At 61.4% G+C, this 24,092-nt stretch carries 21 protein-coding genes; all 21 read right to left on the bottom strand.

The genetic code is table 11. The annotated features are described in order from the left end of the window. Positions 1-60: 60 nt before the first annotated feature. A complete protein-coding gene (gene nuoN, locus MOQ67_RS19910; RefSeq protein WP_017848066.1) occupies positions 61-1,524 on the bottom strand; it encodes an NADH-quinone oxidoreductase subunit NuoN in 1,464 nt (487 codons plus the stop codon). A 7-nt stretch (positions 1,525-1,531) separates the two neighbouring features. After that, entirely contained in the window at positions 1,532-3,064 is a 1,533-nt protein-coding gene (nuoM, locus tag MOQ67_RS19905) for an NADH-quinone oxidoreductase subunit M (RefSeq protein WP_010566880.1), read from the bottom strand. Between the two features lie 55 nt (positions 3,065-3,119). Continuing rightward, positions 3,120-4,973 (bottom strand): NADH-quinone oxidoreductase subunit L, encoded by a 1,854-nt coding sequence (gene nuoL / locus MOQ67_RS19900; RefSeq protein WP_017848065.1) that lies wholly within the window; start codon positions 4,971-4,973, stop codon positions 3,120-3,122. Next, entirely contained in the window at positions 4,970-5,278 is a 309-nt protein-coding gene (gene nuoK, locus MOQ67_RS19895) for an NADH-quinone oxidoreductase subunit NuoK (protein ID WP_026140165.1), read from the bottom strand. The genes nuoL and nuoK overlap by 4 nt, the downstream gene beginning before the upstream one ends. A 2-nt stretch (positions 5,279-5,280) precedes the next feature. Continuing rightward, positions 5,281-5,784 (bottom strand): NADH-quinone oxidoreductase subunit J, encoded by a 504-nt coding sequence (gene nuoJ, locus MOQ67_RS19890; protein ID WP_017848063.1) that lies wholly within the window; start codon positions 5,782-5,784, stop codon positions 5,281-5,283. A gap of 9 nt (positions 5,785-5,793) precedes the next feature. Continuing rightward, positions 5,794-6,342: an NADH-quinone oxidoreductase subunit NuoI gene (gene nuoI / locus MOQ67_RS19885; protein ID WP_003174725.1), complete on the bottom strand. Its 549-nt coding sequence runs from the start codon at positions 6,340-6,342 to the stop codon at positions 5,794-5,796. An 11-nt stretch (positions 6,343-6,353) separates the two neighbouring features. After that, on the bottom strand, positions 6,354-7,361 hold the full coding sequence (nuoH, locus tag MOQ67_RS19880) for an NADH-quinone oxidoreductase subunit NuoH (RefSeq protein ID WP_017848062.1): 1,008 nt from the start codon (positions 7,359-7,361) through the stop codon (positions 6,354-6,356). Next, positions 7,358-10,072 (bottom strand): NADH-quinone oxidoreductase subunit NuoG, encoded by a 2,715-nt coding sequence (gene nuoG / locus MOQ67_RS19875; protein WP_017848061.1) that lies wholly within the window; start codon positions 10,070-10,072, stop codon positions 7,358-7,360. Before nuoG ends, nuoH begins: the two co-directional genes overlap by 4 nt. Positions 10,073-10,207: 135 nt before the next feature. After that, positions 10,208-11,563 carry an NADH-quinone oxidoreductase subunit NuoF gene (gene nuoF, locus MOQ67_RS19870; RefSeq protein ID WP_017848060.1) on the bottom strand — a complete coding sequence of 452 codons (1,356 nt, stop codon included), beginning with the start codon at positions 11,561-11,563 and terminating at the stop codon, positions 10,208-10,210. Then, the gene (gene nuoE / locus MOQ67_RS19865; RefSeq protein ID WP_017848059.1) at positions 11,560-12,057 is read right to left on the bottom strand and encodes an NADH-quinone oxidoreductase subunit NuoE; all 498 of its coding nucleotides are present in this window, start codon (positions 12,055-12,057) and stop codon (positions 11,560-11,562) included. Before nuoE ends, nuoF begins: the two co-directional genes overlap by 4 nt. A 2-nt stretch (positions 12,058-12,059) precedes the next feature. Continuing rightward, on the bottom strand, positions 12,060-13,844 hold the full coding sequence (nuoC, locus tag MOQ67_RS19860) for an NADH-quinone oxidoreductase subunit C/D (RefSeq protein ID WP_017848058.1): 1,785 nt from the start codon (positions 13,842-13,844) through the stop codon (positions 12,060-12,062). Between the two features lie 72 nt (positions 13,845-13,916). Next, positions 13,917-14,591: a NuoB/complex I 20 kDa subunit family protein gene (locus tag MOQ67_RS19855; RefSeq protein WP_003219572.1), complete on the bottom strand. Its 675-nt coding sequence runs from the start codon at positions 14,589-14,591 to the stop codon at positions 13,917-13,919. A gap of 10 nt (positions 14,592-14,601) precedes the next feature. After that, the gene (locus tag MOQ67_RS19850; RefSeq protein ID WP_003219575.1) at positions 14,602-15,015 is read right to left on the bottom strand and encodes an NADH-quinone oxidoreductase subunit A; all 414 of its coding nucleotides are present in this window, start codon (positions 15,013-15,015) and stop codon (positions 14,602-14,604) included. A 659-nt stretch (positions 15,016-15,674) separates the two neighbouring features. Then, a complete protein-coding gene (aceA, locus tag MOQ67_RS19845; RefSeq protein WP_024076175.1) occupies positions 15,675-17,000 on the bottom strand; it encodes an isocitrate lyase in 1,326 nt (441 codons plus the stop codon). A 492-nt stretch (positions 17,001-17,492) separates the two neighbouring features. After that, positions 17,493-18,230 (bottom strand): secretin N-terminal domain-containing protein, encoded by a 738-nt coding sequence (locus MOQ67_RS19840; protein ID WP_017848056.1) that lies wholly within the window; start codon positions 18,228-18,230, stop codon positions 17,493-17,495. A gap of 426 nt (positions 18,231-18,656) precedes the next feature. Next, positions 18,657-19,079, bottom strand: a complete 423-nt coding sequence (locus MOQ67_RS19835; RefSeq protein ID WP_017848055.1) for a GNAT family N-acetyltransferase — start codon at positions 19,077-19,079, stop codon at positions 18,657-18,659. Further along, positions 19,072-20,241: a ribosomal protein uL16 3-hydroxylase gene (locus tag MOQ67_RS19830; protein ID WP_017848054.1), complete on the bottom strand. Its 1,170-nt coding sequence runs from the start codon at positions 20,239-20,241 to the stop codon at positions 19,072-19,074. The genes MOQ67_RS19835 and MOQ67_RS19830 overlap by 8 nt, the downstream gene beginning before the upstream one ends. Before the next feature lie 84 nt (positions 20,242-20,325). Then, positions 20,326-21,696, bottom strand: a complete 1,371-nt coding sequence (purB, locus tag MOQ67_RS19825) for an adenylosuccinate lyase (RefSeq protein WP_017848053.1) — start codon at positions 21,694-21,696, stop codon at positions 20,326-20,328. A gap of 125 nt (positions 21,697-21,821) precedes the next feature. Then, complete coding sequence (gene hflD / locus MOQ67_RS19820; RefSeq protein ID WP_017848052.1) at positions 21,822-22,445, bottom strand: high frequency lysogenization protein HflD; 624 nt, start codon at positions 22,443-22,445, stop codon at positions 21,822-21,824. Then, complete coding sequence (mnmA, locus tag MOQ67_RS19815) at positions 22,442-23,566, bottom strand: tRNA 2-thiouridine(34) synthase MnmA (RefSeq protein WP_057004423.1); 1,125 nt, start codon at positions 23,564-23,566, stop codon at positions 22,442-22,444. Before mnmA ends, hflD begins: the two co-directional genes overlap by 4 nt. A gap of 59 nt (positions 23,567-23,625) precedes the next feature. Continuing rightward, positions 23,626-24,072 carry an NUDIX hydrolase gene (locus MOQ67_RS19810; RefSeq protein WP_017848050.1) on the bottom strand — a complete coding sequence of 149 codons (447 nt, stop codon included), beginning with the start codon at positions 24,070-24,072 and terminating at the stop codon, positions 23,626-23,628. Between the last annotated feature and the right edge of the window lie 20 nt (positions 24,073-24,092).

Raw genomic sequence — 24,092 nt, 5'->3', positions numbered from 1 at the left:
CATAAACGCAAAAACGGCACCCGAAGGTGCCGTTTCTGTTTACTGCGTACCGCTAAGCGATCAAACGCCCAGTACCGCGTGCTGCACCAAAGTGAGCAACGGTTGTGGGTACACGCCGAGGAAGAAGGCGAGCACGGCGATGGCCAGCAGCATCACGCCACCGGCTTTCTGTTCCCAGTGCAGCTCGGCATCCACACGACGCAGGTTTGGCTCGATCAGGTACAGGGTGACCATCACGCGCAGGTAGTAGAACACGCCGATGGCGCTACCCAGGATGAGCGAGGCAACCAGCCACCATTGATGCGCTTCAACGCCGGTCGCGATGATGTAGAACTTGCCGATAAAGCCTGCAGTCAGCGGGATACCGGCCAGGGACAGCATCATCAGGGTCAACACGGCGGTCAGGTACGGACGGCGCCAGAACAGGCCGCGGTATTCGTACAGGGCGTCGGCGTCACGGCCTTTGTAAGGCGAGGACATCAGGGTGATGACACCGAAGGCGCCGAGGCTGGTGATCACGTAGGTGACCAGATACACGCCGATCGCTTCCAGGGCCAGGCCTTTGCTCGCCACCAGGGCGATCAGCAGGTAGCCGAAGTGGGCGATGGACGAGTAACCCAGCAGACGCTTGAGGTTGTTCTGGGTCAGCGCCAGCAGGTTACCGAACAGGATCGAGGCAACGGCGATCACGCTCAGTACGTCGCTCAACACGCCGGTGTTGGCCGCCGGGGAGATCTGGAACAGACGCACCACCACCGCAAACACCGCAACTTTCGTCGCCGTGGCCAGGAACGCGGCCACCGGCGCCGGAGCGCCTTCGTACACGTCCGGTGTCCACAGGTGGAAGGGCACCAGCGACAGTTTGAAAGCCAGGCCGATCAGCATCATCGCCAGGCCCAGTTGGGCGATCGGCGCAGGCATGCTGGTGGCCGCCAGGGCGTGGCCGATACCGGTGAAGCTCAGGCTGCCGGCTTCGGCGTAGAGCAGGGCCATACCGAACAACAGGAACGCGGAACCGGCGGCCGACAGCACCATGTACTTGATGCCGGCTTCCAGGGAACGCTTGTTGAAGAAGGCGTAGGCCACCAGGCCGTAGGTCGGGATCGACAGCAGTTCCAGGCCAATGAACAAGCCAGCCAGGTGCTGCGCGCTGACCAGCACGATGCCGCCGGCCGCAGCCAGCAGGATCAGCAGGTACAGCTCTTCGCGGTTGCCCGGGTAGCCGGTGCCGCCTTCGCCGAGGTAGGCGTGGGCGAGGGTGACGCAGGCCAGGGTGGCGACGAGGATCAACGCGATATACAGCAGCGCGAAGTCATCGATCATCATCAGCGGGGTCACCGCCAGGGGCGCGACCTTGAGTGCCGGGATGATCGACAGCAAGGCCAGGTTCAAACCCGCACAGGACAGCAGGAAGGTTTGCGCATGATTGCGACGCCAGGCGATCGACAGCATCACCACCACAATGGTGAGGCTGGTGATCAGCAGCGGCGCAAGCGCGATAAAGTGTTGGATCGTGAATTCCATAGCGCTCTTACCGGGCCGAAGCGAGTTGAGAGAAGGCGGTGCCGAACCACTGCTGCACGCCATGCATCGTTGCGGCAGAAGTGTCCAGGAACGGTTGTGGGTACACGCCGATGTAGATCAGCAGGACCGCCATACCGAGCACCATGATCAGTTCGCGAGCATCCATCCCGCGCAGGACGGTGTCGGACTTGGCCGGACCGAAGTACGCGCGGTGGATCATGATCAGCGAGTAGACCGAACCGAATACCAGGCCGGAAGTAGCGATGGCGCTGATCCACGGTGTCTGCACGAAGGTCCCCATCAGGATCAGGAACTCGCCGATGAAGTTGCCGGTGCCCGGCAAGCCCAGGGACGCGGCGGCAAAGAACAGGCTGATCGCCGGCAGGTAGGCGATGCGCGACCACACGCCACCCATCTCACGCATGTCACGGGTGTGCAGACGCTCGTACAACTGACCACTGAGGATAAACAGTGCGGCGGCTGAAACACCGTGCGCCAACATCTGGATCACGGCGCCTTGCAACGCCACCTGGCTGCCGGAGTAGATACCGATCAGTACGAAACCCATGTGGGAAACGGACGAGAAGGCAACCAGACGCTTGATGTCGGTTTGCGCGAAGGCCAGGAACGCACCGTAGAAGATCCCGATCAGACCCAGGGTCATGGCGATCGGCGCGAACTCGGCCGAGGCATTCGGGAACAGCGGCAGGGCGAAACGCAGCAGGCCGTAGGCCGCCGTCTTCAGCAGGATACCGGCCAGGTCCACGGAACCGGCGGTCGGCGCCTGGGCGTGGGCATCCGGCAGCCAGGAGTGGAACGGCACCACCGGCAGCTTCACCGCGAAGGCGATGAAGAAGCCCAGCATCAGGATGTACTCGGTGGTCAGGGACATCTTGGTTTTCAACAGATCGGCGTAGTTGAAGGTAATCACGCCCGTGCTGTTGAAGTTGACCAAGACCAGACCGAGGATCGCCACCAACATGATCAGGCCGGAAGCCTGGGTGAAGATGAAGAACTTGGTCGCCGCGTAGATCCGGGTTTTCTTGCCGTCCGAAGAACTATGACCCCAGAGCGCGATGAGGAAGTACATCGGCACCAGCATCATTTCCCAGAAGAAGAAGAACATGAACAGGTCGAGGGCGAGGAACACGCCGACCACGCCGCCCAGGATCCACATCAGGTTCAGGTGGAAGAAGCCCACGTGACGCTGGATCTCTTTCCAGGAGCAGAGTACCGAAAGGACACCCAGCAGGCCGGTCAGCAGGATCATCAGCAACGACAGGCCGTCGAGGGCCAGGTGTACGTTGATGCCGAAGCGCTGGATCCAGACGTGCTTGAACTCAAGCGCCCAGGTCGGATCGGCGCCAGGCGCCGGAGCAAATGAATAGTCGCCATGGGCCCACAGCCAGAGGCCGAGCGCGAGTTCCAGGGACATGGTCAGCAACGCAATCCAGCGGGGGAGGGTGGCGCCGAAGCGTTCACCCATCCAGCAGAGCAGGCCGCCGATAAAGGGGATCAGGATTAGCCAGGGCAGAATCATGACGGGCTCGTTTCCTTTCGCAAGTTCGCAAAGTTCGCAATGTACTTAGACATGGTCAGACCGCTACCACAACGATGGCGCCGATCACCAGAACGGCACCGGCCGCCATGGAAGCTGCATACCAACGTAATTGGCCAGTCTCGCTGCGGCTCAGGGCGGTGTGGCTAGCCTTGGCGGCACGCGGGATCAAACCGATGGTCTGGTCGAGCGGGTCTTTGCGCAGTACGTGGCTGATCGCAAGGTAAGGCTTGACGAACAGTTTGTCGTAGATCCAGTCGAAGCCCCAGGCGGCGAACCACCAGGCCGAAAGGAAACGGCCGATGCCACTGTTGGCGACGGCAGTGACGAAGCGACGCTTGCCGAGGAACAGCAGGGCCGCCAGCAGGATACCCGCGATGGCAATGGCGCCCGAGGCGATTTCCAGGCTGTGCTGGGCTTCGCCGCCGGCATGGCCGACGCTTTCCGGCAGTACGCCGGCCAGTGGCGGGGTGATCATGGCGCCGATGAAGGTCGACAGGATGATCAGCACCGACAGTGGCAGCCAATGGGAGATGCCGTGGCCTGCGTGTGCTTCGGTCTTGGCTTCACCGTGGAAGGTGATGAAGATCAGGCGGAAGGTGTACAGCGAGGTCATGAACGCACCCACCAGGCCTGCGTAGAGCAGGTTCTGGTTACCGCTGGCAAAGGCTTCCCAGAGGATTTCGTCTTTCGAGTAGAAACCGGCGGTCACCAATGGCAGGGCTGCGAGTGCGGCACCACCGACGATGAAGCTGGCGTAGGCCAGTGGCAGTTTCTTCCACAGGCCGCCCATCTTGAAGATGTTCTGCTCGTGGTGGCAGGCGACGATCACCGCACCGGAGGCGAGGAACAGCAGGGCCTTGAAGAACGCGTGGGTCATCAGGTGGAAGATCGCCGCGTCCCAGGCGCCGACGCCCAGGGCCAGGAACATGTAGCCGATCTGGCTCATGGTCGAGTAGGCGAGGATACGCTTGATGTCGGTCTGCACCAGCGCGGCGAAGCCGGCCAGTACCAGGGTCACGCCGCCGACCACGCCCACCAGGTGCAGGACGTCCGGCGCCAGGGTGAACAGGCCGTGGGTACGGGCGATCAGGTAGACACCCGCGGTCACCATCGTTGCGGCGTGGATCAGTGCCGAAACAGGCGTCGGGCCGGCCATCGCATCCGCGAGCCAGGTTTGCAGCGGCAGTTGCGCGGATTTACCGACAGCGCCGCCCAGCAGCATCAGGGTCGCCAGGGTGATCCAGAAGTCGCCGACCTGGAATTTCTGCGGTGCCAGCACCAGCAGTTCCTGGATGTTCAGCGTGCCCACCTGTTGGAACAGGATGAACAGGCCGATGGCCATGAACACGTCGCCGATCCGGGTCACGATAAAGGCTTTGAGTGCCGCGTTACCGTTGTTGCGGTTGCTGTAGTAGAAACCGATCAACAGGTACGAGCACAGGCCCACGCCTTCCCAGCCGAAGTACAGGAACAACAGGTTATCGCCCAGCACCAGGAACAGCATGCTGGCGATAAACAGGTTGGTGTACGCGAAGAAGCGCGAGTAACCGGCTTCACCGCGCATGTACCAGGACGCGAACAGGTGGATCAGGAAACCTACACCTACCACCACGCCGAGCATGGTGATCGACAGGCCGTCGACGTAGAGGGCGAAGTTGGGCTTGAAGCCCTCCACCGACATCCACTGCCACAACACCAGGGTGTAGTGGCCGCCTTCCGGTGGCGCGACGTTGAATTGCCAGATGACGTAGGCGGCGACAATCGCCGACAGGCCGATGGAGCCCACGCCGACCAGGGCCGAGAGGTTTTCCGACCAGCGTCCGCGAGAGAACGACAGCAGCAGGAAACCGATCAGGGGAAATACGAAAGTCAGAAAGATCATGTTCATCCGCGCATCTCACTGGCAGCGTCGATATCAAGCGTGTGGAAGCGACGATACAGTTGCAGCAGGATCGCCAGGCCAATACTGGCCTCGGCGGCTGCCAGGCTGATCACCAGGATGAACATGACTTGTCCATCCGGCTGGCCCCAACGGCTACCTGCCACGATGAACGCCAGTGCCGCAGCGTTCATCATGACTTCCAGGCTCATCAACACGAACAAAATGTTACGGCGAACCATCAGGCCGACCAGGCCAAGGCAGAACAGGATGCCGGCGACCGCCAGACCATGCTCCAAAGGGATAGCAGGCATCATCATTGCTCCTTGGCTTCGTTACGGCCCAAGTGGAAGGCGGTGATGACTGCGGCGAGCAGCAGCATCGAAGCCAGTTCGACCACCAGCAGATACGGGCCGAACAGGCTGACGCCCACGGCCTTCGCGCCAACGGTGGTGTGGCCGATGGCCTGGCCGCTCTGGTGAGCGAACAGGACATACAGCAGTTCAGCCAGCAGCAGCGCGGCGAGGACCACCGGGCCGAGCCAGATGCCCGGCTTGAGCCAGACGCGTTCCTGGGCGACCGAGGCCGGCCCGAGGTTGAGCATCATCACCACAAACACGAACAGCACCATGATGGCGCCAGCGTAGGCGATCACTTCCAGTACACCGGCGAACGGTGCGCCGAGGCTGAAAAAGGTCATGGCCACGGCGATCAGCGAAATGATCAGGTAGAGCAGGGCGTGCACGGGGTTGGTGTTGGTGACCACGCGAAGCGTGGATACCACTGCAATACCCGATGCGAAATAGAAAGCGAATTCCATCTTTCTTCCTTAAGGCAGCAAGCTCTTCACGTTGATCGGCTCGGCTTCGTTTTGTGCGGCGCCTTTCGGCTTACCGGCAACGGCCATACCTGCAACACGATAGAAGTTGTAATCAGGGTTTTTACCGGGACCAGAGATCAGCAGATCTTCTTTCTCGTACACCAGGTCCTGACGTTTGAACTCGGCCATCTCGAAATCCGGTGTGAGCTGGATCGCGGTGGTCGGGCAAGCTTCCTCGCAGAGGCCGCAAAAAATGCAGCGCGAGAAGTTGATGCGGAAGAAGTCCGGGTACCAGCGACCGTCTTCGGTTTCAGCTTTCTGCAGGGAGATGCAACCCACCGGGCACGCCACGGCGCACAGGTTGCAGGCTACGCAACGCTCTTCGCCATCGGGGTCGCGGGTCAGTACGATGCGGCCGCGATAGCGCGGCGGCAGGTACACCGCTTCTTCCGGGTATTGCAGGGTGTCGCGTTTGCGAAAGCCGTGACCGAACACCATCACCAGGCTTCGCAACTGGGTACCGGTACCCTTAACGATGTCGCCAATATATTTGAACATGGGTCAAATCCTCACTGAACCGCGCCCGCGGGCGTGTTCAACAACACAACGGCAGCCGTCACCAGCAAATTGATCAGGGTCAGCGGCAGGCAGAAGCGCCAGCTGAAATCCATCACCTGGTCATACCGTGGACGCGGAATGGAAGCGCGCAGCAGGATAAACAGCATGATGAAGAACGCGGTCTTCAGTAAGAACCAGAAGATCGCCAGCTGCGGCAGGATGCCGAACGGACCGTGCCAGCCGCCGAAGAACAGCGTGACCAGCAGGGCCGAGATCAAGATGATGCCGATGTACTCACCGACGAAGAACATGCCCCATTTCATGCCGGCATATTCAATGTGGTAACCGTCGGCCAGTTCCTGTTCCGCTTCCGGTTGGTCGAACGGGTGACGGTGAGTCACGGCGACGCCGGCGATGAAGAACGTACAGAAGCCAAAGAACTGCGGAATGATGAACCACAGGTTCTGCGCCTGGTACTCGACGATGTCGCGCATGTTGAACGAGCCGACCTGCACCACGATGCCCATCAGCGCGAGGCCCATGAACACTTCGTAGGACACGGTCTGGGCCGAGGCCCGCAAGCTGCCCAGCAGGGCGAACTTGTTGTTACTGGCCCAGCCGGCGAACAGCACCGCGTAGACCGACAAGCCGGCCATGGCGAAGAAGAACAGCAAGCCGATGTTCAGGTCCGCCACGCCCCAGGTCGGGGTGATCGGGATGATCGAGAAGGCGATCAGCAAGGCGCTCATGGCCACGACCGGCGCCAGGGTGAAGATCACCTTGTCGGCAAACGGCGGAGTCCAGTCTTCCTTGAAGAACATTTTCAGCATGTCGGCAGCGATCTGGAACATGCCGAACGGGCCAACGCGGTTCGGACCGTAACGGTCCTGCCACCAGCCCAGCAGGCGACGTTCGACGAAGCTGAGCAGGGCGCCCGCCACGACCACGGCCAACAGGATCACGATGGCCTTGACGACCGCAATGATCACATCGATGACTTCAGGGGTGAACCAGGTCATTGCGCTGCCTCCTGCAGACCGTCAACGGTTTGGCCAAAGATCGACGGTGGAATACCGGCGATGCCTTTTGGCAGTGCAACCAGGCCGGCACCCAACTCGTCGTTGATGCGCAGCGGCAGACGCAGGGTCTTGCCCGCGACGTTCAGACTGAGCAGGGCACCATCGTTGACGCCGAGACGGTCGGCTTCGGACTTGGCCAGGGACACGTAGGCAGCCGGGATGCGTTCTTGAACCGGTGCGGCTTTGGACGAGGTCTCGTCGCTGCCGAACAGGTGGAAGAACGGCACAACCTGCCAGGTGCCCTGGGCCGGGTTGAACGGACGCGGTACGGCGGCGAACCAGTTCAACGCATCGCCCTGGGGTTCGATCAGGCGCGTGCCCGGGTCGCCAGCGCGGATGTGACCACCGACTTCGTCCTGGAACTTGTTCCAGGCCTGCGGCGAGTTCCAGCCCGGCGACCAGGCAAATGGCACCTGCTGACGCGGCTCGACCGAACCCGAGTAACCTTCCATGGAGAAGGCGAACGCGGTGTCGTTGTCTTGCGGAGTACGCGGTTCATGCACGCTGATGTCGGCCCGCATGGCGGTACGACCGGAGTAGCGCAGCGGCTCACGGGCGAGTTTCATGCCCTTGATGCGGAACGCGGCGGACGGTGCAGCGTCGACGATACGCGCCAGTTGCGGGGCGCTCGCCGCGACGGCTGCGGTGACGTGGTCGAGTTGGGTCCAGTCGATCGGCTGATTGAGCAGAGTCGAGCGCAGGGCATGCAGCCAGCGCCAGCCTTCGTGAACCAGGATGCTGGCGTCCATGTACTTCGGATCGAACACCTGGAAGAAGCGCTGGGCGCGGCCTTCCTGGCTGACCAGGGTACCGTCGCCTTCGGCGAAGGTCGCGGCCGGCAATACCAGGTCGGCACGCTCGCTGGTAGCGGTCTTCTGGTGGTCGGCGACGATCAGCACTTTGGCAGCGTTCAGCGCGGCGTCGACCTTGGCCGAATCCGTGCGGGTGTACAGGTCGTTTTCCAGCACTACCAGGGCGTCGGCTTTGCCGTCGATCACGGCTTGCAGGGCGCTGTCGACGGACTCGCCACCGAGCATGGCCAGGCCGAGGCTGTTGGCTTCCGGCACGATCAGGCTGATGGAACCGTTCTTCTCGCGCAGCTTCAAGGCCTTGGCGATGTTGGCTGCCGCTTCGATCAGCGCCTTGGAACCCAGCGAGGTGCCGGCGATGATCAGCGGGCGCTTGGCCGCCAGCAGGGCGTCGGCGATGCGTTGGGCAAGTGCTACGGCTTCAGCGTCCAGGCCTTCGACGGCCGGCGCACTGGCGTCAAGGGCGTGGGCCACGGCGAAACCGAGGCGGGCCAGGTCATCTGGCGCTGCGTGTACGCATTCTTCGGCGATGTCGTCGAGCTTGGTTTCGGCCAGGCTGGCGATAAACAGCGGGTTCAGCGCGTGCTGGCCGATGTTTTTCACCGCGGCGTCGAGCCAAGGCTGTACGCGCATGGCGTCGGCCATGGCTTCGGCCTTGCCTTTGACCGACTGGCGCAGCGACAGGGCCATACGTGCGGCGGTCTGGGTGAGGTCTTCACCGAGCACGAAGATCGCATCGTGGTCTTCGATGTCGCGCATGTTCGGCACTGGCAGCGGGCTGTCGTTCAGCACTTGCAGGACCAGGCGGATGCGCTCCAGTTCAGCGGCTTCGATACCGCAGTAGAAGTGCTCGGCGCCGACCAGTTCGCGCAACGCGTAGTTGCTTTCGAGGCTGGCACGCGGCGAACCGATGCCGACGATGTTGCGACCGCGCAGCAGGTCGGCGGCTTTATCCAGGGCTTCGTCGGTGTTCAGCTTCGCGCCGCCGGCCAGCAGTGGCTGGCGTGGGCGGTCTTCGCGGTTGACGTAGCCATAGCCGAAACGGCCACGGTCGCACAGGAAGTACTGGTTGACCGAACCGTTGAAGCGGTTTTCGATGCGACGCAGTTCGCCGTAGCGCTCGCCCGGGGAGATGTTGCAACCGCTGGAGCAGCCATGGCAGATGCTCGGGGCGAACTGCATGTCCCACTTGCGGTTGTAGCGCTCGGAGTGCGTCTTGTCGGTGAACACACCGGTCGGGCAGACCTCGGTGAGGTTGCCGGAGAATTCGCTTTCCAGTACGCCGTCTTCAACGCGACCGAAGTACACGTTGTCGTGGGCGCCGAAGACGCCGAGGTCGGTGCCGCCCGCGTAGTCTTTATAGAAGCGCACGCAGCGGTAGCAGGCGATGCAGCGGTTCATTTCGTGGGAAATGAACGGGCCCAGTTCCTGGTTCTGGTGGGTGCGCTTGGTGAAGCGATAGCGGCGCTCGTTGTGGCCGGTCATCACCGTCATGTCTTGCAGGTGGCAGTGGCCGCCTTCCTCACAGACCGGGCAGTCGTGAGGGTGGTTGGTCATCAGCCATTCGACGACACTGGCGCGGAACGCCTTGGATTCTTCATCGTCGATGGAGATCCAGGTGTTGTCGGTGGCTGGGGTCATGCAGGACATGACGATGCGACCACGGGTGTCGTTCTCGTCGGTGTACTGCTTGACCGCACACTGGCGACAGGCACCGACGCTACCAAGAGCGGGGTGCCAGCAGAAATAAGGGATGTCGAGGCCTAGTGACAGACACGCCTGTAACAGGTTGTCTGCCCCGTCGACTTCGAGCGCTTTGCCGTCTACGTGGATAGTGGCCATGGTTCAAAGATCTTCGTTGGCCCGTTGTCAGCGGGCGTGGCTAATGGAATCTTGTTATTCATGTGCATCAACACAGCCTTGACGGCGTCAGCACATGACGAGGCGAAGGGCACGGACCCTTCGCCTGTTTAAGCGTTACGCGCCGACTACGATCGGCCTCGCCAGAGGCGGGACGGCGGCGCTGGTAGGCGCGATGCCGGCTTCGAACTCCGAGCGGAAATATTTGATTGCGCTGCCCAATGGCTCCACGGCGCCCGGTGCGTGAGCACAGAAGGTCTTGCCTGGGCCGAGGAAACCGACCAGCCCCAGCAGGGTTTCGATGTCACCCTCGCGGCCTTCGCCTTTTTCCAGCGCCATCAGCAGCTTGACGCTCCACGGCAGACCGTCGCGGCACGGGGTGCAGAAACCGCAGGATTCGCGGGCGAAGAACTGCTCCATGTTGCGCAGCAGCGAGACCATGTTCACGGTGTTGTCCACCGCCATCGCCAGGCCAGTACCCATCCGGGTGCCCACCTTGCCGATGCCGCCGGCATACATCTGTGCGTCGAGGTGCTCGGGGAGCAGGAAGCCGGTACCGGCGCCGCCTGGCTGCCAGGCCTTGAGGGTGTAGCCGTCGCGCATGCCGCCGGCGTAGTCCTCGAACAGTTCGCGCGCGGTCACGCCGAACGGCAGTTCCCACAAGCCAGGGTTCTTGACCTTGCCGGAGAAGCCCATGAGCTTGGTGCCCATGTCTTCACTGCCTTCGCGGGCCAACGATTTGTACCAGTCCACGCCGTCGGCAATGATCGCCGGCACGTTGCACAGGGTTTCGACGTTGTTCACGCAGGTCGGCTTGCCCCACACGCCGACGGCGGCAGGGAAGGGCGGCTTGGAGCGCGGGTTGGCGCGGCGGCCTTCGAGGGAGTTGATCAGTGCGGTTTCTTCACCGCAGATATAACGCCCGGCGCCGGTGTGTACGAACAGTTCGAAGTCGAAACCCGAACCGAGGATGTTCTTGCCCAGCAGGCCCGCAGCCTTGGCTTCTTGCACGGCACGGTTGAGGTGCTTGGCGGCGGTGGTGTATTCGCCACGCAGGAAGATGTAGCCGCGGTAGGTTTTCAGCGCGCGGGCGCTGATCAGCATGCCTTCGATCAGCAGATGGGGCAGTTGCTCCATCAGCATGCGGTCTTTCCAGGTGTTCGGCTCCATTTCATCCGCGTTGCACAGCAGGTAGCGGATGTTGATGGATTCGTCTTTGGGCATCAGGCCCCACTTCACGCCAGTGGGGAAGCCTGCGCCGCCGCGGCCCTTGAGGCCGGCGTCCTTCACGGTCTGGACGATATCGTCCTGGGCCATGTCGGCGAAGGCTTTGCGCGCAGCGGCGTAACCGTTCTTGGCCTGGTACTCCTCGAGCCATACCGGCTCGGCATCGTCACGCAGGCGCCAGGTCAGCGGGTGAGTCTCGGGCGACCGCTTGATGCGGTTGGCCGGGCCGAAGGAAGTCAGGGTCATGGGTAGCCCTCGAGCAATTGGGTCACGCCAGCAGGCTGCACGTCACCGAATGTGTCGTCGTCGATCATCAACGCCGGCGCCTTGTCGCAGTTGCCCAGGCAGCACACCGGCAGCAGCGTGAAGCGGCCGTCCGGGGTGGTCTGGCCGAGGCCGATGCCAAGCTTGTTCTGGATCTCGCTGACCACCGACTCGTGACCACCGATGTAGCAGACCATGCTGTCGCATACGCGAATGATGTGGCGGCCCACCGGCTGGCGGAAGATCTGGCTGTAGAACGTGGCCACGCCTTCAACGTCGCTGGCGGGGATGCCGAGGATCTCGCCGATGGCGTAGAGAGCGCCGTCCGGCACCCAGCCACGTTCCTTCTGGACGATCTTCAAGGCTTCGATCGACGCCGCGCGCGGGTCTTCGTAGTGATGCAGCTCGTGCTCGATGGCCGAGCGCTCGGTTTCACTCAAGGTGAAACGGTCTGTCTGGATAAGCGTGTTATTCATGCTTAGCGGTCCACGTCGGCCATAACGAAATCGATACTACCCAGGTACGCAATCAAGTCCGCGACCATCTCGCCTTTGATCACCGAAGGGATCTGCTGCAAGTGCGGGAAGCTTGGAGTACGAATCCGGGTGCGGTAGCTCATGGTGCCGCCATCGCTCGTCAGGTAATAACTGTTGATACCCTTGGTCGCTTCGATCATCTGGAAGGATTCGTTGGCCGGCATCACCGGGCCCCACGAAACTTGCAGGAAGTGCGTGATCAGGGTTTCGATGTGCTGCAGCGTGCGCTCTTTCGGCGGCGGCGTGGTCAGCGGGTGATCCGCCTTGTACGGGCCGGCCGGCATGTTGCGCAGGCACTGGTCGATGATCTTGATGCTCTGGCGCATCTCTTCGACGCGGACCATGCAGCGGTCATAGGCATCGCCGTTCGCAGCCAGCGGTACTTCGAATTCGAAGTTCTCGTAGCCGGAGTACGGACGGGCCTTGCGCAGGTCGAAATCGCAACCGGTGGAACGCAGGCCGGCACCGGTGACGCCCCATTCCAGGGCCTCTTTGGTGTTGTAGGCGGCGACGCCGATGGTCCGACCCTTGAGGATGCTGTTGTCCAGGGCGGCCTTGGTGTATTCGTCGAGACGCTTGGGCAGCCAGTCGACGAATTCCTTGACCAGCTTTTCCCAGCCGCGCGGCAGGTCGTGGGCCACACCGCCGATGCGGTACCAGGCCGGGTGCAGGCGGAAACCGGTGATGGCTTCGATGACTTTGTAGGCGCGCTGACGGTCGGTGAAGGTGAAGAACACCGGAGTCATGGCGCCGACGTCCTGGATGTAGGTCCCCAGGAACAGCAGGTGGCTGGTGATCCGGAAGAACTCGGCCATCATGACGCGGATGGTGTCGACGCGGTCGGGCACCTTGATGCCGGCCAGCTTCTCGACCGAGAGCACGTAAGGCAGGTTGTTCATCACGCCGCCGAGGTAGTCGATACGGTCGGTGTACGGGATGAAGCTGTGCCAGGACTGGCGCTCGGCCATCTTCTCGGCACCACGGTGGTGGTAGCCGATGTCCGGCACGCAGTCGACGATTTCTTCGCCGTCCAGCTGCAGGATGATACGGAAGGCACCGTGCGCCGAAGGGTGGTTCGGGCCCAGGTTGAGGAACATGTAGTCCTCGTTGGTGCCGGAACGCTTCATGCCCCAGTCTTCCGGACGGAAGCGTGCGGCTTCTTCTTCCAGTTGCTGTTTGGCCAGGGTCAGGCTGAACGGGTCGAATTCGGTGGCGCGGGCAGGGTAGTCCTTGCGCAGCGGGTGACCTTCCCAGGTCGGCGGCATCATGATGCGCGACAGGTGCGGGTGGCCCGGGAAGTCGATACCGAACATGTCCCAGACTTCACGCTCGTACCAGCTGGCGTTGGGCCAGATGCCGGTGACGGTAGGTACGCTCAGGTCGCTTTCGGAGAGGGCGACCTTGATCATTACGTCGCTGTTACGTTCGATCGACAGCAGGTGATAGAACACGGTGAAGTCGACGCCGCTCGGCAGCCCCTGGCGCTTGGTGCGCAGACGCTCGTCCACGCCATGCAGGTCATAGAGCATGACGTACGGCTTGGGCAGGTTGCGCAGGAAAGTCAGGACTTCGACGAGCTTGGCGCGCGCCACCCACAGCACCGGCATGCCGGTACGTGTGGCCTGGGCGGTGAAGGCGTCAGGGCCAAAACGGTTATTGAGTTCGACGACCACATCCTGGTCGTCTGCCTTATAAGGCGGGATGTACAGAGCACTGCCTGTAGTCATGGTTTTTTATCGCTTTCGGTCAACGTAAAGAATGAAGCCAGGTTTTCGTTCTATAAAAGAAGCGGCTCTGGATCAGACTTCGTCGGGGCTGCGCAGGTTGGTGACCTGAATACGCTGTTCGCGGCGCTGTTCCTTTTGTGACGGCATCTCGGCGCGGTAAACGCCTTGATCTCCGACAACCCAGGAAAGTGGGCGACGCTCCTTGCCAATCGATTCCTGCAACAGCATCAAGCCTTGCAGAAATGCTTCGGGGCGGGGCGGGCAGCCAGGCACGTAGACGTCCACGGGCAGGAACTTGTCCACCCCCTGAACAACGGAGTAGATGTCGTACATGCCACCGGAGTTGGCGCACGAACCCATGGAGATAACCCACTTCGGCTCGAGCATTTGCTCGTAGAGACGCTGAATGATCGGCGCCATCTTGATAAAGCAGGTACCGGCGATAACCATGAAATCCGCCTGACGCGGCGAGGCCCGGATCACTTCGGCGCCGAAGCGCGCGATGTCGTGGGGCGCCGTGAAGGCGGTGGTCATTTCCACGTAGCAGCAGGACAGACCGAAGTTGTACGGCCACAGGGAGTTTTTACGCCCCCAGTTGACCGCGCCGCTCAGCACGTCTTCCAGCTTGCCCATGTAGATGTTTTTGTGGACTTGGTCTTCTAACGGATCGGAAACGGTTTCCCGTTCGCCGATGGGGTACTGCTCGTTAGGAGCATCCGGGTCGATCCTGGTGAGATTGTATTGCATCGCCAAAGCCTCATTGTTTCAGCTTCGCTTGCCGCTTGCGACGAGCTTCCGGAGCCCAATCAAGGGCGCCCACTCGAAATAGGTAGACAAGGCCTGCCAACAGAATTGCTATGAAAACGAGGGCTTCGACGAATCCGGTCCAGCCGCTTTCGCGGACAGACACAGACCAGGCAAAGAGAAAGAGGGCTTCGATATCGAAGATCACGAAGAGCATCGCGACCAGATAGAATTTGGCTGAGAGCCGCAAGCGGGCGCCACCTGTGGGCAGCATGCCGGACTCGAACGGTTCGTTTTTGCTGCGGCCCCAGGCTTTTGACCCGAGTAGGCTGGAGACGCCGAGCATGAAGGCACAGAGGCCGACAACACCGAGGAGGAAAATGGCAAAGCCCCAATTGTGGGCCATGAGTCCTGTCGCTTCGGTCATGCTGGTAATCCTTAGCAGAGAGCAAAGGTCTCTGAGCTCGAAAAAGTAACAATGCAGTGACGATATGTCGCAGCGCAATCAATCGCGGTGATTTTATGGCTAAACACCGGGCAAGTAAAATTCATATAGCGAAATTATTCGGTGGAATAAGCACATAGTACGCCTCCGTAGGGCTGCAGCCCTTGAGTTACGGGCATTAGCGGGCTTTTTATCAAATATGTTTTGTTTAACCTGTAACGACGCTTTCATGGTCCAAATGATAATGAATGTTATTTGGGTGGGCGTTAAGCGGGTGGTTGCGGTGTGGTGCAGGAAGTTGTCGTTACTTGCTTGATTACCGCTAGTTGCCGGAGCGCATCTTTTAACTGATTTATCTGAACCAAATACCGCTTTGGATCAATGTTTCACACAAATTCTTCTGGTTGGCCCATTCCTCGATGTGGGAGGGGGCTTGCCCCCGATGGCGGTGGATCAGCAGCAGAGGTATTGACTGGCACACCGTAATCGGGGGCAAGCCCCCTCCCACATTTTTGAGCTTTGTGGTGTCAGGTGGGGATTTTCTTCGGGCAAAAAAACGCCCCGAACCAGTCGGGGCGTCAGGTCGTGCGGCATTGCGGTTAGCTGTTTACTGGGGCCGCAATGGCCGTTTGCTCAGTCACTCAGTGGAACTGTTCTTCTTCGGTCGAACCGGTCAGCGCGGTCACGGACGAGGTGCCGCCCTGGATCACGGTGGTCATGTCGTCGAAGTAGCCGGTGCCCACTTCCTGCTGGTGAGCCACGAAGGTGTAACCCTTGGCGGCGTCAGCGAATTCCTGCTCCTGCAGTTTCACGTAGGCGGTCATGTCGTTGCGGGCGTAGTCGTGCGCCAGGTTGAACATGCTGTGCCACATGTTGTGAATGCCGGCCAGGGTGATGAACTGGTGCTTGTAGCCCATGGCGGACAGTTCGCGCTGGAACTTGGCGATGGTCGCGTCGTCCAGGTTTTTCTTCCAGTTGAAGGAAGGCGAGCAGTTGTAGGACAGCAGTTGGTCCGGGTATTCCTTTTTGATCGCTTCGGCGAAACGACGGGCTTCTGCCAGGTCCGGCTTGGCGGTTTCGCACCAGATCAGGTCGGCGTAAGGCGCATAGGCCAGGCCGCGAGCGATGGCCTGGTCGAGACCGGCGCGCACTTTGTAGAAGCCTTCCTGGGTACGTTCGCCAGTGACGAACGGTTGGTCATACGGGTCGCAGTCCGAAGTCAGCAAGTCGGCAGCGTTGGCGTCGGTACGGGCCAGGATGATGGTCGGTGTGCCGGCAACGTCAGCCGCCAGACGGGCAGCGGTCAGCTTCTGTACAGCTTCCTGGGTCGGTACCAGTACCTTGCCGCCCATGTGGCCGCATTTCTTCACCGAGGCCAGTTGGTCTTCGAAGTGAACGCCGGCGGCGCCTGCTTCGATCATGCTCTTCATCAGCTCGTAGGCGTTCAACACGCCGCCGAAACCGGCTTCGGCGTCAGCCACGATCGGCGCGAAGTAGTCGATGTAGCCTTCGTCGCCAGGCCCTTTACCGGCTTTCCACTGGATCTGGTCGGCGCGACGGAACGAGTTGTTGATGCGCTTGACCACGGTCGGTACGGAGTCCACCGGGTACAGCGATTGGTCGGGGTACATGGATTCAGCGGAGTTGTTGTCCGCTGCCACTTGCCAGCCGGACAGGTAGATCGCCTGGATACCGGCTTTTACCTGTTGGACTGCCTGGCCACCGGTCAGGGCGCCCATGCAGTTGACGAAATCTTTGTCGGGACGGAAGGATGGCTTGGCGCCCTGGGTGACCAGGTTCCACAGCTTCTCGGCGCCGAGTTTTGCAAAAGTGTGCTCAGGTTGAACCGAGCCACGCAGGCGGACGACGTCAGCAGCGGAATAAGCGCGGGTCACGCCTTTCCAGCGTGGGTTTTCAGCCCAGTCTTTTTCAAGGGCTGCAATTTGCTGTTCGCGTGTCAGTGCCATGGAGATAAACCTCGTCGCATAGGTCTGGGTGGAAAATTCCGTTTGCCAGCCACGTATACAGTGCGTGGGCTTGGCTGCTCGCTGACCAGAAGCACAGGTGTTCAAGTCAAGTCTGGCGGGGAAGCGACGGGATGAACGAATGACGAGGGGGGAGTGGGGCAGGTAGGGGCAAACTGCGAACGGTCTTCGGGCGTCGTGGGCCTTGGGGCGATTCATCAGTGTGTAGCCGGGTTACCTGGTTAGCTTCCGTCCCTCGGGACAACTTCGTTCCAGTCGCAACCTCGTCAAACACACCTTGTGGGCGGTACAGACACGAATCGGCTCAGTTGGGTAGCTTAGAGCGACGATCCGAAGGCCCTTGCCAGGGCCTCTGATTAGCGGGAGCGAGGCCATCATGCCCATGCTTTTTTGGATCGTCAAATGTTTTGTAGTGCTTTTTTTCAGGCACTACATCTTTAGTCTTATACGACTCATCAGTCAGTTATCGGTGCTTCAGTTCAAGGTGTCGACTTTAACCCGTAAAGTCAGGTCGTCGCGGCCCTGGGTAGCGTAAGTGCGGGTCGTAGAGGATTTGTCGGCCTGGGTTTCGCGATTGATGCCGGCCAGCGGAATCCACTCGCCCAGGCGGCCGCTGACGGTTGTGTCGGTACTTTGCACGTTCACTACATCGGGACGCTCCTGGCTCATGCGGTCACGGTTGGTGCTGATCGCCAGGTGTACGGTGTCGCCGGTCACGCTGGCGGTCACGTAGAAACCCTGGGTGACGTTGCGGTATTGGGTCTGGTTCTGCGGGCGGCCGTAGGCATCGGGCTGGGTGGTGGTCAGTGGCACGCTCTGGCCTACCTGGATCAGTGCGGGCACGCCTTCACTGGCCTGGATCTGCTGGATGCCGCCGTCGCGGCTGGCGGTGCCGTAGCTGATGATGCGGGTCTGGCTGTCGCCGCTGCTTTGCTGGTTGTTTTCGTTGGTGTCGACGGTGATCAGCAGGCGCTTGGCCGGTATGTCCAGTTGCGAGAGCAGGGTGCGCAGGTCCTGGATCCTGACGGGGTCGGCATTGACGATCAGTTGATTGCCGTAGGCACTGACGGTGCCGTCCTTGCCGAGGAAGTTCTGCGCCACGGGCAGCAGGTCGGCGCTGGTACGGTGGCTCAAATTGACGACTTCGGTGTCGGCCGCCGCTGTGAAGCTGGCGGTCAGGAGGAGGGCGGTGAGCAGGGTGCGTAGGGACATGTCCGTTATCTCTGCGAGTCATAAGGCTTGATAGTGCCAGTTTGTCGGCCTGGCGGGTCGCAAGTTGAATCGTAGACGGTAAAACACCCTGGCATCGGTGGATGGCAGGGTGTTTTGGGGTGCTGCTGGTAATGCTATCGGGGGCAAGCCCCCTCCCACACTTGACGGCATTCCAAGGGACGCTCTCGGTCAAAATGTGGGAGGGGCAAGCCCCCTCCCACACTTGACGGCATTCCAAGGGACGCTCTCGGTCAAAATGTGGGAGGGGGCAAGCCCCCTCCCACACTTGACGGCATTCCAAGGGACGCCCTCGGTCAAAATGTGGGAGGGGCAAGCCCCCTCCCACACTTGACGGCATTCCAAGGGATGCTCTCGGTCAAAATGTGGGAGGGGGCTTGCCCCCGATAGCAACGACGCGGTCCCGGATCAGCCCTCGCGCACCATATCGACGTGCGGAATCCCGACTTCAAGGAATTCCTCGCTGACGATCTTGAAGCCCAGTCGCTCATAGAACGGCGCGGCATAAACCTGCGCACTGAGGAACTGTTTATTCTGGCCGCGCTTCTCGGCTTCGCCAATCACGGCTTCCATCAGCTTGTCGCCGACTTTAAGCCCGCGCCAGTCCTTGAGGACCGACACGCGGCCGATCTCGCCGCTGGGCAGCAGGCGCGCGGTGCCAATCGGAAAGTCGCCCTCGAACGCGAGGAAATGCACGGCGTCCGCGTCGTCTGCGTCCCATTCCAGTTCGGGTGGGACCGATTGTTCGGCGATAAATACCGCTTCACGAATGCGCCGAATCTCGGCGATATCCTTATGCCAGTTCGCGACATTGACGTGAATCTTATTCATCGGCAAACCCCAGGCTTCCCTGCTTGACCAGCTCGCACAGCAGGTCGCGGGCATCGTCGTCCGCCAGCCATTCGCTCAGGTTGTCGATGTGCAGGGCGTCGGCTGCGCAGATCATTTTCAGCAGTTCGCGCAGCTTGCCCGGCAGGTAACGGCTCTGGCCGCTGGCGAACAGCAGCAGGTCGTCGTCGACTTCGGACCAGGCCATGCGCGCGCTTGGGTTGCGGATCAACACGCCGCCATCTTCCAGGCTGCCGACCACGTCTTCTTCCAGCAGCTCTTCCGGGCCGGCGACCAGTTCCGGGTAGCGCGGCTCGGTCATGAACTGGCCGAACCAGGTCAGCAGCATGCGCTCGTCGCTCATGTGCTCGGCCAGCAGGCTCTTGAGGCGGTCGAGGGCATCGCTCTGGATCTGGTGTGGATCGCTGGCCGGTTGGATGTCGGCGTCGGTGTAACGCTCTTCGTCGGTCAGGTACTGGCTGAGGAAATCGGTGAAGTGGGTCAGTACTTCGGCGGCGCTTGGCGCGCGGAAGCCGACCGAGTAGGTCATGCAGTCATCTTCGGCAATGCCATAGTGGGCCAGGCGTGGCGGCAGATAGAGCATGTCGCCCGGTTCCAGCACCCATTCGGCGATCTCTTCGAATTCGGCGAGGATGCGCAGGTCGGCGTGTTGCAGCATCGGGCTGTCAGAGCTGCACATCTGGCCGATCTTCCAGTTGCGCTTGCCATGGGCTTGCAGCAGGAACACGTCGTAGTTATCGAAGTGCGGACCCACGCTGCCACCGGGCGCGGCGAAGCTGATCATCACGTCGTCGATGCGCCAGCTGGGCAGGAAGCGGAACTGTTCGAGCAGTTCGGCGACTTCCGGCACGAACTGGTCGACCGCCTGCACCAGCAGGGTCCACTCGCGCTCGGGCAGGGTGCTGAAGGTGTCTTCGGCGAACGGGCCGCGGCGCAGTTCCCACGGACGCTCGCCGTGTTCGATCACCAGGCGCGACTCGACTTCTTCTTCCAGGGCCAGGCCGGCCAGTTCATCGGCGTCGATCGGGCTTTCGAAATCAGGAATGGCCTGACGGATCAGCAGCGGTTTTTTCTGCCAGTAGTCGCGCAGGAATTCCCGTGCCGTGATGCCGCCCAGAAGTTGAAGAGGGATATCAGGATTCATGTGTAACCTATTGAAAAAAAGCACTTTTCAGACTGGAATAAAAACGCCCGGCGCGGCCGGGCGTCTCAAAGGGGCTTGCGATGATCAGATGCGTTTGGCTTGGGCCACGGCGTTGCCGATGTAGTTGGCCGGGGTGAGCAGTTTCAGCTCGGCCTTGGCAGCGGCGGGCATGTCCAGGCCGTCGATGAAAGTTTGCAGTGCTTCAGGGCTGATGCCTTTGCCGCGCGTCAACTCTTTGAGCTTCTCATACGGGTTTTCGATGTTGTAGCGGCGCATCACGGTCTGGATCGGTTCGGCCAGAACTTCCCAGCATGCATCCAGGTCAGCGGCGATTTTCTGCTCGTTGAGTTCCAACTTGCTGATGCCTTTGAGGCTGGCTTCGTAGGCGATCACGCTGTGGGCAAAGCCCACGCCGAGGTTGCGCAGTACGGTGGAGTCGGTCAGGTCGCGCTGCCAGCGGGAGATCGGCAACTTGCTGGCCAGGTGCTGGAACAGGGCGTTGGCGATGCCGAGGTTGCCTTCGGAGTTTTCGAAGTCGATCGGGTTGACCTTGTGCGGCATGGTCGACGAACCGATTTCGCCGGCAATGGTGCGCTGCTTGAAGTAGCCCAGGGAGATGTAGCCCCAGACGTCACGGTCGAAGTCGATCAGGATGGTGTTGAAGCGCGCAATCGCGTCGAACAGCTCGGCGATGTAGTCGTGCGGTTCGATCTGCGTGGTGTACGGGTTGAAGCCCAGGCCCAGTTCGTCTTCGATGAAGGCGCGGGCGTTGGCTTCCCAGTCGACCTCCGGGTAGGCCGACAGGTGGGCGTTGTAGTTGCCCACGGCGCCGTTGATCTTGCCCAGCAGCGGGACGGCCGCCACTTGAGCGATCTGGCGCTCCAGGCGATACACCACGTTGGCCAGTTCTTTGCCCAGGGTGGTCGGCGAGGCCGGTTGACCGTGGGTGCGCGACAGCATCGGCACAGCGGCGAAGCGGATCGCCAGTTCGCGGATGGCTTCGGCGGTCTGGCGCATCAGCGGCAGCATCACCTCATCACGGCCTTCGCGCAGCATCAGGGCGTGGGACAGGTTGTTGATGTCCTCGCTGGTGCAGGCGAAGTGGATGAATTCGCTGACGTTGGCCAGTTCCGGCAGCTTGGCCGCTTGCTCTTTGAGCAGGTATTCGATGGCTTTGACGTCGTGGTTGGTGGTGCGCTCGATCTCTTTGACACGCTCGGCGTGCTCCAGAGAGAAGTTTTCCGCCAGAGTGTTCAATACCGCGTTGGCTTCGGCGGAGAACGCCGGCACTTCACTGATGGCAGGGTGAGCGGCCAGGCGCTGGAGCCAGCGCACTTCAACCAGTACGCGGGCACGGATCAGGCCGTATTCACTGAAAATCGGGCGCAGGGCCTGGGTCTTGCCGGCGTAGCGGCCGTCAACAGGGGAAACCGCAGTGAGCGAAGAGAGCTGCATGGGGTGTTCTCGGACAGTCGGGCAACGAAATGGGGCGCGTATCATACATGAAAAAATCCGCCGGTCCGTTGCCAACTGACCGGCGTATTACGCGTAACGGCTTGAAAATAGCCCGTGGCTGCGACTTATTCGTTGCGCATCAACGGGTAAAGCTCTTTGAGCAATTTGCGACGGCTGATGACCAACTGCCAACGATGACCGCCCAACTGGCGCCACAACCGCGCCGAGCGGATACCGGCCAGAAGCAGGGCGCGGATCTTCGAGGCGTTGTTCGGTTGTTGCAGGTTGCGCATGTCGCCATGCACCTGGATGCGCTGGCGCAATGTGCTCAAGGTGTCCTGGTACAGCGCGCCGCAGGCGGCGATGACGTTTTCGTGGGCCGGGCCGAAGTGTTCAACCTGGGATTGGATCTGCGGCAGGCGCTTGCCGATGGTCTCCAGCAGGTCGTCACGCTTGGCCAGTTGGCGCTCGAGGCCGAGCATCGACAGAGCGTAGCGCAGCGGTTCGCGCTGCAAGGTGCTCGGGTCGCGTTCCAGTGCGCCGACCAGTGCGCGGTAGCCTTCACGCAGCGCCAGGTCGTCACCGCCATAGACTTCCAGGGTGTCCTTGGGGTCGCGAACCAGCAGGCTGCCGAGCATGCAGGTCAGGCCGGCCTCGGTAACCTGGCCGGTCTTGGCGATCTTGTCCACCAGCACTGCGGCGAGGAAGACCCCGCCGAGTGCCGTCAGTTGCTCCTGGATCGGGCTCATGCCGGGCTGCTCCAGGGTTCGGCGACTTCAATCACGCCCCCCCCCAGGCACACCTCGCCATCGTAGAACACCACGGACTGGCCAGGCGTGACCGCGCGCTGCGGGTCATCGAAGGTGGCGCGGTAACCGTCGGCGGTTTTTTCCAGGGTGCAGGGCTGGTCGCTCTGGCGATAGCGCACCTTGGCGGTCAGGCGGCGCGGCGCGCTCAGGTCCACCGGGTTGACCCAGTAGATATCCGAAGCGAGCAGTGCGCGGGAGAACAGCCATGGGTGGTCATTGCCCTGGCCGACGATCAGTTCGTTGTGCTCCAGGTCCTTGACCAGCACGTACCAGGGCTCGTCGCCGGCGTCTTTCAAACCGCCGATGCCCAGGCCCTGGCGCTGGCCGATGGTGTGGTACATCAGGCCGTGATGGCGGCCGATGACCTCACCTTCGGTGGTTTTGATCTCGCCCGGTTGCGCTGGCAGGTATTGCTTGAGGAAGTCGCTGAAGCGGCGCTCGCCGATAAAGCAGATCCCGGTGGAATCCTTCTTCTTGGCGGTGGCCAGGTCGTGCTGCTCGGCGATCCGGCGCACTTCGGGCTTTTCCAGTTCGCCGACCGGGAACAGGGTCTTGGCGATCTGTTCGCCGCCAACGGCGTGCAGGAAGTAGCTCTGGTCCTTGTTGGGGTCCAGGCCCTTGAGCAGTTCGGTGCGCCCGTCGATGTCACGACGGCGCACGTAGTGGCCGGTGGCAATCAGGTCGGCGCCGAGCATCATGGCGTAGTCGAGGAACGCCTTGAACTTGATCTCGCGGTTGCACAGGATGTCCGGATTCGGCGTGCGGCCGGCCTTGTATTCGGCCAGGAAGTGCTCGAACACGTTGTCCCAGTACTCGGCGGCGAAGTTGGCGGTGTGCAGCTTGATGCCGATCTTGTCGCACACGGCCTGGGCATCCGCCAGGTCGTCCATGGCGGTGCAATATTCCGTTCCATCGTCTTCTTCCCAGTTCTTCATGAACAGGCCTTCCACCTCATAACCCTGCTCCATGAGCAGAACGGCGGAAACGGAAGAGTCCACGCCGCCGGACATGCCGACGATGACGCGCTTCTTTTGTGTGTCAGAAGGGGCTGGATCACGCATAGGGTTTCAACGGGTGTCTTGAAAAAGGACGCGATTCTAACAGGCCCAAGCCTTCAAGGCTAAAGAGAAGGTCGGATCAATTCGAGACTGTGGCGAAAGCCGGCCAGATAATCATCGATACACCGGATGATCAGCTCACTGCGCCAGGCGTCGCGCAGGCCCATCAGCTCGTCACGGCTCAGCCAGCGGGCGCGCACGATGCCGTCGTCAAGTTGATAGTCCGGGCGGTGTTTCAGCGCCTTGGCGGTGAAGCAGACCCGCTGGTAGGTCACGCCGTTGCTCGGCGCGGTGTACAGGTAGATGCCGACGATGCCGGTGGCTTCGACGTCCCAGCCGGTTTCTTCGAGGGTTTCACGCACGGCGGCTTCGGTCAGGGTTTCGTGCGGGTCGAGGTGGCCGGCGGGCTGGTTGAGCACGGCGCGGCCGCCCTTGAGTTCTTCGACCATCAGGAAGCGGCCGTTGTCTTCGACGATGGTGGCGACGGTGATGTGGGGTTGCCAGGTCATTGGATGCCTCTCGATTCTGA

This window comes from Pseudomonas sp. LY-1, assembly GCF_053502595.1.
Note: the sequence above shows the minus strand (reverse complement) of the source record. Positions and strands in the feature narration are given on the sequence as shown.